Here is an 11,777-nt window from a genome sequence, read left to right as displayed (position 1 = left end):
GAAACGCCTCGACCAACTGCTTCTTGAACTCCGGGCTGAACCTGCCCCGCTTACTCGACATAATCATGATCCTTTCCTGGGTCAATCCTATTGGATCCCAAGTCCGGAAGAAATCAGGCACCCCACATGGCGTTGGGGATCGTGGAGCGGCGGTGGCGGGATTGGGTGGCTGTCTGCCCGGCGTTGGCTGGGCTTGCTCCTGGGCAGGCCCGCAGGTGGTTGCGTGGTACCTCTCCGGTTGATTGCGCGGCGCGGTATGGCCTGGCGGTGCTGGCTGCGGAGGACGGCGGCGATGATGTCGATGCTGCGTTGGTGTTGGCGTGGGGGATGTTACCGGCGGCGTGCGGGGTTGCGCGGGGTCTGGATGATCTGGATGAGCGGATCGATGAGTTGGTGGCGTCGCAGTTGTGGATCGAAGTCCGTACCTACAACTGGCGCTCGGGTACCCACGTCGCGGGGACGATCCGCGCGAACTTGCGGCGTCATTTGCTGCGGGACTTGCGTCCGGATCTGATGAACCCGCTTCGCGAGGAACTTACCCACACCGGAGACCTGGTCAATGTCCTACCGGATGGGCCGGATGACGTCGAGGTCGATCCACTCCAGGTGCTGGTGGCGGTGCTGGATTGGGGTGTTGCTCATCGAGTGATTACTCGGGAGGAGCGGCGCTTGTTGTTGCTGATGGTGGATCGGGCGTCGAGCGAGCCGCTGCGGGCGAACGCCCGGCGGAGTTTGTTGGCGGTTTCGGGGTCGGTGGCTCCTGAGCTTGGTGTCCATCCACGTACGGTGCGGCGCCGCGGACGCCGCGCTTTGGACGCGTTGGCGGCCCGAGCTGATGAACTCCGTCCGGTCGTCGCCCCGGTCCCGTCCTATTCCGTCCGGCTGTGCGCCTAGGGGAGCGAAGGGAGATCGCTATGCAGCACACACAGACGGTGACGGCACCGGTGCCGATCGGTGAGTTGTTGGAGGCCTGGCTCGCGGTCCAGCGGGGCGATTTCCGCCGGCCGGCACCGGGTCGGGACGTGTGGGTTCCGGTGAAGGGTGAGGTGCCGGTGGTGACGATCGGTGTTGTGGGTTCGGCCGGCACATCCACGGTGGCTCTTGGGTTGGCGGCTGCTGCCGGAGGGGCGCGGGTGATCGAGTGCGGCCCTGGTGCTTGTTCGGGTTTGGCGGGCGCGGCGACGGCTGAGCTTGGCTCGGTGGCGGATGGCTGGGTTGCGGGTCGCCGGGACGAGTTGCGGATTTTGCGGCGTGGTGACCAGGTGCCGGCACCGGAGGTGGTGCCGCCGCCACCGGTGGGTGAGACCGGGGTGACGGTGGTCGATTGTTGGTGGGAGGTTCGGCAGTCCTTGCATGCGGCCGGTTGGCTGGGGGATTTGCTGCGGGTTTGTCCGCGGGTGGTGTTGGTGACGCCGGCGTCCATTCCGGGGTTCCGGCGGGTGGAGATCTGCCTGGGGCTGGTCGGTCCGGCGCGCTGCTGGGTGGCGGTGACGAGCGCTTCGAAACGTCGCAGGGACGCCTCGCTGGGCCGCTGGGCCGGTCCTCTCACTGCACAGGTTCGCGATCAGGGGCGGTTGGTCTGGTTCCCGTTCGTTCCGCAGCTGGCGGTGTCGGGGATTACGTCGGAGCCGTTGCCGAAAGCGTTGCATGGGGCGGCTGCCGATTTGTTGAAGGGACTTCTGTCATGAACCCGTTGAAGATTTGTCCGAAGGCACCGCCGGGTGCGCAGCCGATTGTTGATCAGATCACGGGCAATGTGGCGTGGGGTGTTCTGGCTGTTTTTGGCTTGGCTGCGTTGGTGTCGATCGGGGCGATTGCGGCGGGCAAGCTGCTCGCTATGCCTCATGCGTCCAAGTGGGGCGTGGTCGGCCTGTGCGTGGTGCTGATGGCGGCGATCATTTACATGATTTGGCCCGGCATGCTGGACAGTGTTGTCGGCGACGGCTGCGTGTGATCATGTGGCGCCACCGCAACCATTCCATCGGGCCTCGTCAGCCGTGGAGCCGGCAGCGGCTGCTGCTCGGTCTTACGACCGCCGGCTTGATGGCGGTCACTGTATTACTGGGTGTCGCCCTCGCTATTGCGCAGGCGGTGTCGGGCGGCTCCTGGCCGCCGGTCACGACACGTTCCGCCGACGGGCCCTCCGGTCCGGCCACTGTGGCTCCGGCGACCGTGGAGGTGCCGGGGTCGTCGGCTGTTCGGGAGGGGATCGCGGCGGCGCCGATGGTGGTGGTGCCGTCGGAGGCGGCGGTTCGTCCGGATCCGGCGTTGACGCCGGCGCCACCGATTCGGGTTCCGGACGCGCTCGATGGCCGCGGACCGGCCGGCATCCCGATGTTCCCGCACACCTATCCGGGTGCGGTCGCGCAGTTGGCGGCGATCGATGTGGCGGTGCTGGAGGCCATGAGCATTCCCCGGACCGTGGAGGTTCATCAGGTGTGGGTGTTGCCGGGTGGTCCCGCGATGGACGTCTGGGATGTGGCGGCGAATGTGGCCGCGTTCCTGCGGAGTTCCCGGCAGGGCTCGAGCATCGATCCGGCGACGATGGTGCGGGTGCGTCCGGTCGGGGCGATGGTGAAGGGAACGGATGGCCCGGATTGGCTGGTGGCTTGTGTCCTGCTTGATGTGACGGCCACGATCCGGGCCGAGGCCCGGATGGGGTGGGGTCATTGCGCCCGGATGCAGTGGGCGGACGGCCGGTGGCAGATCGCCCCTGGTGTGGCGCCGGCGCTGGCCCCGTCGGCGTGGCCGGGGTCGAAGGCTGCGGTGGCGGCGGGTTGGTTGTCGTGGCTGGGGCCGGAGGGCGCGTGATGGTTCCGTTGCCGAACCCGTTCGACCTGTTGGGGTCGGTCGCTGCCCGGATCGTGGTGGATGCGTGGACGGCGGCCATGTTGGCGATGTGGAACTCGGGGTTGTGGACGTTGCAGACGGTCCTCGGCTGGGCTGACGCGCTGCTCACTCCGGACCTGTCCGAGACGGGGCCGGCGGCCGAGTTGTATCGCGTCACGTTCTGGCTCGCCGCCTGCCTGGTGTTGCTTCTTGGCTTGGTCCAGTTGGGGATGGCTGCCGGGAAACGGGACGGGCGCGAACTTGCCCGCGGCTTCACCGGCCTGGTGCAGTTCGCGCTGGTGTGGGCGGCGTGGATCGGCTACGCGGTATTGATCGTGGCTGCCGCGTCGGGGTTGGCCCGGTCGTTGATGCCGTCCTTGCTGGGTGTTTCCAGCTGGCGCCAGTGGCGGGGGTGGGAGCCGATTGATCCACAGGATGTGACCGACGCGGCGATCGCGACCGTGCTGGGTGTGCTGGGGGTCCTGATCTGGGTCGCGGCGATCATGCATGTGGTGATGATGCTGGCCCGCTCTGCAGCCCTGGTGGTGATTGTCGCGACCACTCCGATCTCGGCGGCCGGGCTGGTGACCGGTAGCAGCCGGGTGTGGTTTTGGAAGTCGCTGCGCTGGTTCCATGCGGCCGCGTTCGCGCCGGTGGTGATGGTGATGGTGACCGGGATCGGCATGAAGCTCGCCTCGGGTGTCGCTGCCGGGCAGGCGTCGGGGGTGTTGGCGTCGATCGCGACCGCGATCCCGGCGATCGTGCTGATCTGTGTCGCCGCCATCGCGCCACTTGCTCTGTTCCGGTTGCTTGCCTTCATGGAGCCGGGCACGGCTTCCGGTGCCGCCGCGCGGGCCGGTCTGGCTTCGGTCGGTGGCGTGCAGGGCCTGCTGCGGGGACGCGCCTCAACAGAGAGCGGCGCAGCCTCGACGGCGGACGCCGCCGGCCTTTCGGCGGGCGAGGTCGGGGGGGAGACAGCAGCGGCAGGCCGGCTGGCGGGCGTGCTGGGGCCCGCGGGAGCGGTCGCCGCGACCGCGGTCGGGCTGCTAGCAAAGGTGGCCACCACCGCTACCTCGGTAATGGCGGACACCACCAGCCAGATGGGTGTCGGGCATCACGGCTACTACCCCGACCAGGGCACCGGCCGCGGCTCGCGCCGGCCGCCGCTGGCGATGATCGCCCGCGGCCAGACCGAGAGCCCGCCGACGGCTGCAACCAGCGAGCCGGGCAGCGGCCCGGACGGGCCACCGCCCGGACCGGAGCCGGTGCCTGCGTCGTCGTCGGGTGATCTGGTCGATGCCGACGCGACCGGGTCGGGTTCCGAGACGTAAAGGGGGTGTTGTGGGTATGGATGTGTCTGTCTATTCCGAGTACGGCAAGGATCGTCAGGGCTTCTTCTTCGGCCTGAGCGGTCCCCGGCTGATCCTTCTGGTGGCTGCCGGTGTTCCGGCGGTGTGGGCGTTGGGCCGGCAGCAGTGGCTGCTGTTGGCCGGCTGTGCCGCCGGCTGGCTGCTGCTGATGCTCCTGGTTGCCGTGCCGATCGCGGGCCGTCCCGCGGTCGGCTGGCTGGCGGCGATCATCCGGTTCGGTATCGGTTCGGCGGCGGGTTGGACGGTGTTCCGGGCGCGGGCCGCGCAAGGGATCGCGGAGGATCTGGATCAGGTTGATCTTCCTGGTGTCCTCGACGCGGTCACGGTGCATGACGGCCCACCACAGGGCCCGGACCTGCGCCGGGTCGCGATCATTCAGCACCATGCCAGCAGGTGTTGGGCGGTCACGGCGGCGGTCACCCATCCCGGCCTGGCGCTGGTTGATGCGGCCGATCGGGACAGCCAGGGTGCTGGCCTCACGGCACTGCTGGATGCCTGCCTGCGGACCGAGCTGGTCGACGAGGTCCAGTTCGTGATCCGTTCCGTTCCCGATGATGGTGCGGAGCGGGAGCAGTGGCTGGCCCGCCACCAGCCTGAGGGGGCACCGGTGCTGGCGCGGCAGGTGAACGACGGCCTGGCCAGCATGCTCGCGGCGGCGGGGGTGCGGACCGAGGCGTTCGTGACCGTGATCGTGCCGGAGCGGCGTCTAGCCCGGGTTGCGAAGGAGAACGGTCGCGGTATCGAGGGCCGGGGGCGCGCGCTCGGTTTGGTGATGGCCGAGGTCGAGGGACATTTGCGTACCGGGCTGCGGATGCGGCAGGTCAGCTGGTTGACCTCCCCGGAACTTGCGGTGGCGGTGCGGACCGGGTTCGCGCCGGGGGATCGGGCCAGCATCGTGGCCGCCGTCACCGCCAACGAGCACGGCTCGGCAGTGAACGCGGGCGTGCCGTGGGCGATGGCTGGCCCGTCTGGTGCCGATCTGGCGATGCGGCACTACTCCCACGATGCGTGGAACAGCATTTCCGCGACCATCAAGCTGCCGGCGCGGGGCGCGGTGATCGGTGCACTCGCCCCTGTCCTGGCACCCACCGAGCCGGGCGAGCGCCGGTCGCTGCTGGTGGCGTTCCCGATTCTTCCGCAGACCATCGCGGACCGGGAAACGGCCAGCGCCGAGTGGGCCGCCGACATGGGAGAGGAACTCCGCCAGCGGGCCGGGATCCGGACCCGTGCGAAGGAACGGATCGCCCTGAACCGCACCCGGCAGCTGGACACTCGTCTGGCCACCGGTCATGCGCTGACCAGGCCGTATGCGGTGGCGACCGTGACCGTGGCGAAAATGGTCCGGGTTGCCGAGTCCGGCAGGCGGCTGGACGCCGCGATCCGGCGGGCGGGGTTCGCACCGTTGCGTCTGGATTTGGCGCAGGACGCTGGTTTCGCCGCGTCTACTATCCCGCTCGGCACCAGCCTCTTGCCCGGACGGCAGGCCTGACATGCGCCGCCCGTCGAAGACCGCGGGCCGTGGAGTGGGTGCCCTGTTGGCCGATTTCGGGCACGACCTGCCGCGCCGTCCCGGCCCCGAGCGGCAGCCTGCGGGCGTCCGGCTGTTCAGGCCGGCGCCGCTTAGGGGCCGCCGGGGCCGTGGTTGGTCGCCAGCGTCCGCGCCGGTGTCGGTGTGGCGGATGACCGCGGATCAGGCGCCGGTGTTGTGGCCCTGGGTCGCGTCGCCCGCGTTGCCGCCGACCGGTGCACAGATGGGAATGGACCTGTTCTCGGGCGGCTCGTTCTATTGCGATCCGAACGGCTGGGTGCTTGACCCGGAAATGGCGGTGTCGAACCCGAATGTGTTCTGTTTCGGCAAACCGGGGACGGGCAAGTCTGCCACTGTCAAGGCGTTCTGCCTGCGGATGACGGACTTCGGCTACCGGATACTCGTGGTCGGTGACCCGAAGGACGAGTACGAGATCCTGTGCCGGACCCTGGGCGTGGAACCGATCGCCATCGGCCACGGACTACCCGCCCGGATCAATCCGCTCACCCTGGGACCCCTCGGCGCCGGTTGGGAACAACTCGACGCCACCGAGGCACGCCGGCGGGTCACGGTGATATTCAGTCGCTGGTTGACCCTGCTCCGCGGCCTGATCGGCTCGCAAACGATCGGGCAACAGCCGGTGCCGTTCGGGCCCACTGAGGAAGCCGTCCTCGACACCGCCCTCAGGCTCCTCACCGGCCACCAGACCGGCAACACCCGGCTTGTTGAGACCACCATCCCCGCGGTGTGGCGGCTCCTGGATGAGCCACCCGCCAGTCTCGTGGAGGGCTGCCGGTTCGCTTCCGTGCGGCAGTTCATGGACGACACCCGGCTGCTGCGCGACTGCCTCGGCCAGCTCGTGAACGGCAGCCTCCGCGGCCTGTTCGACGCCCACACCACCATCCGGCTCGACTGGGACGCGCCGATCCAGTCGCTGTCGTTGTCGCGGCTGGAGGCCCTCGGCGATCAGGCGGTCGGTATGGCGTTGCTGTGCCTGAACAGCTGGGGCAGGGCGATGCGCGAGGTTGCAGAACCCGGCGACCTACGGATCGTCGTCCGTGACGAATCCTGGAAACAACTGCGCCTGGGCGTTGAGGCAGTCAAGTCCTTCGATGCCGACCTGCGGCTGTCCCGGCGGGATGGGGACATCCAGTTCGCGATCGCGCACAAGCCGTCCGACCTGCTCACCGCCGGCGACGCCGGATCCCAGGCCACGGCGATCGCGAAAGACCTGCTGCATCTGGCTGACACCAGGATCGTGCACGGCCAGGACCAGAAGGTCGCCGAGGAACTTGAAACCCTGCTGGGACTGCCACCGGCCGCCACCGGTTTGGTGACCGACTGGTGCCGCCAAGCCCCTGGACGTGCCCTGTGGCTGGTCGGGGACCAGATCCACAAAGTCGTCACCGTCCTGCACCCGGCCGAACGGGCCATCGCCTGGACCCAGCAAGCACTCGAGAAGGCCCGCTGATGGCTGTCCTTGCCTGGCTCCTCGCACCGCTGCTGGTGCTGTGTATCGCGGTGCCGATGGCCGGGATCGCGCTGATGACTGCGGTAGTGGCGCCGGCAGTCGCCGAACAGGTCCGGATCAACCCGTGTACCGGGTATCCATCGAACAACGCGTCCCTGTCGGTTCCCGGCGCCCAGGAGGGCGGCGTCGGCTTCGACCTGCCCCTACCGGGCCAGCCCCGGCACCAATCATTGACCAGCCCCGCACTGCCGATCCCGGCACGGGTGCTGAAGCTGTACCGGGCGGCTGCCGACCGCTACCGGGTGCCGTGGGAACTGCTCGCCGGCATCGGAATGGCCGAAACCCGCCACGGCGCCCACCGTGCCACCAGCTCGGCGGGCGCGCAGGGGCTGATGCAGTTCATGCCCGCCACGTTCGCCGCCTACGGCGTCGACGGTGACGGCGACGGCCACGCCCGGATCCGTGCCGACGCCGACAGCATTTTCTCGGCCGCCAACTATTTGACCGCGTCCGGCGTGACCAGCGGAAAGGCCGGCGTCATCAAAGCCTTGTGGGCGTACAACCATTCGGTCAGCTATGGCAACGATGTCTTGTACTACGCCCACGCCTACAGCAACGGCCGCATCGTCGTGCTCGGCGATCCGACCGACTGCGGCGACGAAACCCCCGACGGTGACCCGTCCCTGCCACCGATCACCTCCGACAAAGTCCAAACGATGATCGGGTGGGGACGCCGCCAACTGGGGGACCGCTACATACTCGGCGCGAACGGACCCAACGCGTGGGACTGCAGCTCGTTCGTCCAAGGCATGTTCCGCGCGGCCGGTCTCAGCATCCCGCGGACTGCGCGCGGCCAACGCTCCTGGCTCGCGAAAGGCAACGGGCACCGGATCAGCGCCGCCCAAGCCCGCCCCGGTGACCTGGTATTCACCAACACCTGGCTCGGCCCGAACGTCGTTGGCCACGTGATGCTCGTCTACGACCCCACCAGCCATCGCAGCCTCGAAGCCCGCGGACGCGGCGTCGGTATCTACCACTACACCGACTTCCGCCGCCACCACATCTACGAGTTCTGGCGCGTCGGCAACCTCACCACCTAACCCGGACGGAGGATCCTCATGCTGCAACAACAACGCCGCCGCGACCCCTACCCCCATACTTGGGAACTCCCCGCCGGCACCGCCATCATGACCCTGCTCCTGGCCGTCCTCGGAGCCCAGGCGGGACGCAGCCTCGCGAACTGGTTCGCTGGCGCCGACTGGCACTGGCCACAAGGGCGGACCCTGCTGTCCAGCATCCCCGCCATCCTCACCGGCAACGCCACCGCCGGGCTCACCCCCCGACCCCACCCCGCCGCAAGTGGCGCGGCGGTGATCGGCTGGATAATCACCGTCGAACTCCTCCTGCTGATGATCGTGGTCACCGCAACCCTGCTCGCGCTGCGCCGGTGGGGACCCGGCCGGATGCGCGGCATGGCCACCCCAGCCGACGCCGAAACCGTCCTCGGCGTCAGCCGGCTACGCCGTGTCCGGCACATCATCCGCCCCGACCTCTACCCGCCCAGGCGGCTCTTCCGCCGCTCGAACCCATCCGTCCCGAGCGCGCCGCCACCCGAGGAGGGATGACATGACCGACGAACCGAATGAGTCGCCGACCCCGCTCGAACGAGACCAGGACGAGTCGCGGCCATGGGTGTGGTTCCTGTCCGCCGACGACCTGGCCGCCACCAAAGAGAAGCTCGCCAAGATCGCTGCCCGCGCCGCACGCAAAGGGTTCGCCGGAACCATCGATTTGCACGCGGTGCCGGCAACCAGAACCCACACCCCAGCACCTGGTGCGCCGCCGGTCACCATCCACGGATTCGACGTCATCATCACCGGCGAGCCACCCAAGTTCGCCGGCTGGCGGCTCCTCGCCGCCATCGACAAGGTCGGCGACGGTGCCGTGGTGCGCTACCTGCCCGGCGTGGAGCAGAACATTCCCAACGACACCGTCCGCCCCGGTGAGTGCGACCATTGCCACACCCGACGTCCACGGACAAGCGTCCTGCTCGTCGAACACGACACGACCGGCGAACGCAAACAGGTCGGCAGCAGTTGTCTCAAGGACTTCCTCGGCTGGTCCACCCTGCCCGTCATCCTCACCACCGACGAACTCCGCGACCAACTCACCGCAGCCCACCACGGGCCGGCGGGTGATCTGGACCTGGCTTCCGTCCTCACCTACAGCTGGGCCGTCATCGCGGCCCACGGCTGGACACCCAGCAGCGCAGCCGGCCAGCACCGGATGGCGACCCGCGATCTGGTCTCCACCGCCATCCACGGAGGACAAGGAAGCGCCGCACTGCTGGCGAGCATCCGGCCGCACTTGGACGAGGGCGGCCGCATGGCACCCCAGATCATCGACACCCTCACCGCGGCATTCACCGAGCCCACCGGCTACCAAGCAAACCTGTCCGCGATCCTCCAAGCTGGCCAAGTCGGACCTCGCCACCTCGGACTCGCCGTGTCAGCAGTCTCCGCCTACCTACGGATCACACAGCAGCAGGCCGCCCGCGACGAGCGGGCAGGACGCCGGGCGACCCTCGACTACGCCGGCGAGGTGGGGGACAAGGTCACCCTGACCGGCACCATCGCCGTGCTGTTGCACGTCGACGGGTTCACCTGGAACTCGCCATCGCGCCGGATGATCATCCTCAACTGCGAAACGTCAGTGGCGAAGATGACCACCGGAGCCAGCTGGGCCTACGACGTCTCCCGCGGTGACCAGATCACCATCACCGGGACCATCCGCAAGCGCGAGGACTGGCACGGAACCCCGCAAACGCTGATCGTCCGACCCAAGCTGATCACCAACCACACCACACCGCCCGAACCCGACCCGCCAGCCGTCGCACCAGACCCGACGACCCCGCAAGGTCGCACCCCGGAGCCAGCGGCGCCACGGCCAATGGCCGCCGATCAGCCAGCCGGCTGGGACACCGTGAGCGAGGCGGGACCACACCGCCGGTTTCCGGACCCGCCACGACCACACACTCCGAGCCTGGCCCACCGGCTCACCCCCTGAACCAATGCCCGACGAACCGCCTACAGCTGTCGGCCAACCCGTGCAACCCGATCACTAACAACACGTAGACAAGGGGAGGACCCATGAAGCGACGGTTTGACCCGACCCAGCTCGGTTGGCCGATGGGACTCGGCCGCGAGCCCCGCAGCGGTCGACTGTGGTGTCCGTGGGACCGGACCTGCGGCGTCATCGGCCCGCAAGGATCCGGCAAGACCCTCGACCTACTCACCCCCGCCCTGCTCGCCGCGCCAGGTGCAGCACTCACCACGCTCACCAAGACCGACGACCTGCTCCTTACCCTCGGTCCCCGCTCCGACGGCGACCGACCCACCGTCGTCCTGGACCCGTTCGGACAAGCCGACGGGCTCCCCGAACTCATCTGGGACCCGATCATCGGCTGCGTCGACCCGATCCTCGCCGAACGACGAGCAAAGGCATTCACCCACGGCACCATCCGCGGCGCCACCACCGGCGGAGCAGGCGACGCGGCCGCCCGCTTCTACGCCTTCGAAGCAGCGAAAGTGTTGCAGTGCTACCTGCACGCCGCCGCCCTGGCCGGCCACCGACTCGACCGGGTGCTGCGCTGGGTAGCCAACCCACACGGCACCGCCGAACCCGGCGACATCCTCCGCAGCCACCCGCATGCCGCGACCCACTGGCACGGACTCCTCCAAGGCGCCCTGCACGGCGACGACCGGACCGCCGCCAACACCATCACCACCGTCCAGCAAGCCATGGGACTGTTCTTCCAACCCGCCATCCGCGACCGCTGCATCCCCACGGCAGGACGACCAGCCACGGACATCGAAGCAGTGATCAAGCAGCGGGGAACGTTCTATCTGCTCGGACGCGAAGACCCCTACGCGTCGGCGTCCCCGCTGATGACCGCACTGGCCGAACACATCCTCGACACCGCCCTCCGACTCGCAAACCGCAGCCCATGGGGCCGACTCTGCCCACCGATGCTCGCCTGCCTCGACGAACTACCCTCCACCGCACCCCTGCCGACACTCCGGACGCGGATGGCCAACGAACGCGCCCTCGGCATCAGCATCATCTACGCCGCCCAAACCTGGCGACAGCTGGCCGCCCTCTTCGGCGACACCGAAGCACGCGCAATCCTCGGTCTCACCAACGTCCTCGCCGTGTTCGGCGGCAGCAAAGACACCGGCTTCAACAAAGACATCTCCGACCTCCTCGGCACGGTTCGAGTCACCCGCACCACCTGGCAACACGGCAGCCGCGGCGGACGCACCTCCGCCGGCGACGACATGCTCATCCTGCGACCCGAAGAAATCCGGCAACTCCCCGAACGCCACGCCCTAATCGTCGCCGAGAACACCCCACCCATCCTCGCGAAACTCCGCCGCTCCATCGACGGCAAACAAGGCCGTGCCCTCCTGGCCCGGCAACGAGACCTCCGCGCCCACCTCACCCGCAACCCATCCACCACCGACCAGACCGACGCCGCCCTCGCAGCTGCCCGCGCACACGGCCTCATCGACGAATAGCG

Annotated in this window: 11 protein-coding genes; all 11 read left to right on the top strand. The window is 68.6% G+C overall.

Annotated features, from left to right (window positions below; genetic code table 11):
• Positions 1-267 precede the first annotated feature (267 nt).
• The 11 genes from QM619_RS13240 to QM619_RS13190 all read left to right on the top strand — a co-directional run bounded on the left by QM619_RS13240 (position 268) and on the right by QM619_RS13190 (position 11,775).
• The gene (locus tag QM619_RS13240; protein ID WP_415109430.1) at positions 268-894 is read left to right on the top strand and encodes a hypothetical protein; all 627 of its coding nucleotides are present in this window, start codon (positions 268-270) and stop codon (positions 892-894) included.
• 20 nt (positions 895-914) lie between these two features.
• Entirely contained in the window at positions 915-1,688 is a 774-nt protein-coding gene (locus tag QM619_RS13235; RefSeq protein WP_415109427.1) for a hypothetical protein, read from the top strand.
• Positions 1,685-1,954, top strand: a complete 270-nt coding sequence (locus tag QM619_RS13230; RefSeq protein WP_415109425.1) for a hypothetical protein — start codon at positions 1,685-1,687, stop codon at positions 1,952-1,954. Before QM619_RS13235 ends, QM619_RS13230 begins: the two co-directional genes overlap by 4 nt.
• Positions 1,955-1,956: 2 nt before the next feature.
• Entirely contained in the window at positions 1,957-2,811 is an 855-nt protein-coding gene (locus QM619_RS13225; protein ID WP_415109423.1) for a hypothetical protein, read from the top strand.
• Entirely contained in the window at positions 2,811-4,160 is a 1,350-nt protein-coding gene (locus tag QM619_RS13220) for a hypothetical protein (protein WP_415109420.1), read from the top strand. The genes QM619_RS13225 and QM619_RS13220 overlap by 1 nt, the downstream gene beginning before the upstream one ends.
• Before the next feature lie 16 nt (positions 4,161-4,176).
• Positions 4,177-5,688, top strand: coding sequence for an SCO6880 family protein (locus tag QM619_RS13215; RefSeq protein ID WP_415109417.1), 1,512 nt, complete (start codon positions 4,177-4,179; stop codon positions 5,686-5,688).
• Positions 5,689-5,878: 190 nt separating this feature from the next.
• Positions 5,879-7,198, top strand: a complete 1,320-nt coding sequence (locus QM619_RS13210) for an ATP-binding protein (protein WP_415109415.1) — start codon at positions 5,879-5,881, stop codon at positions 7,196-7,198.
• Complete coding sequence (locus QM619_RS13205; RefSeq protein WP_415109412.1) at positions 7,198-8,298, top strand: lytic murein transglycosylase; 1,101 nt, start codon at positions 7,198-7,200, stop codon at positions 8,296-8,298. Before QM619_RS13210 ends, QM619_RS13205 begins: the two co-directional genes overlap by 1 nt.
• 18 nt (positions 8,299-8,316) lie before the next feature.
• Positions 8,317-8,823: a hypothetical protein gene (locus tag QM619_RS13200; protein WP_415109409.1), complete on the top strand. Its 507-nt coding sequence runs from the start codon at positions 8,317-8,319 to the stop codon at positions 8,821-8,823.
• Between the two features lies 1 nt (position 8,824).
• Positions 8,825-10,264 carry a hypothetical protein gene (locus QM619_RS13195; protein WP_415109406.1) on the top strand — a complete coding sequence of 480 codons (1,440 nt, stop codon included), beginning with the start codon at positions 8,825-8,827 and terminating at the stop codon, positions 10,262-10,264.
• Between the two features lie 83 nt (positions 10,265-10,347).
• Positions 10,348-11,775 (top strand): type IV secretory system conjugative DNA transfer family protein, encoded by a 1,428-nt coding sequence (locus QM619_RS13190; protein WP_415109403.1) that lies wholly within the window; start codon positions 10,348-10,350, stop codon positions 11,773-11,775.
• Positions 11,776-11,777: the final 2 nt, after the last annotated feature.

The organism is Micropruina sp. (genome assembly GCF_047606665.1).
Taxonomy (GTDB): Bacteria; Actinomycetota; Actinomycetes; order Propionibacteriales; family Propionibacteriaceae; genus Micropruina.
Note: the sequence above shows the minus strand (reverse complement) of the source record. Positions and strands in the feature narration are given on the sequence as shown.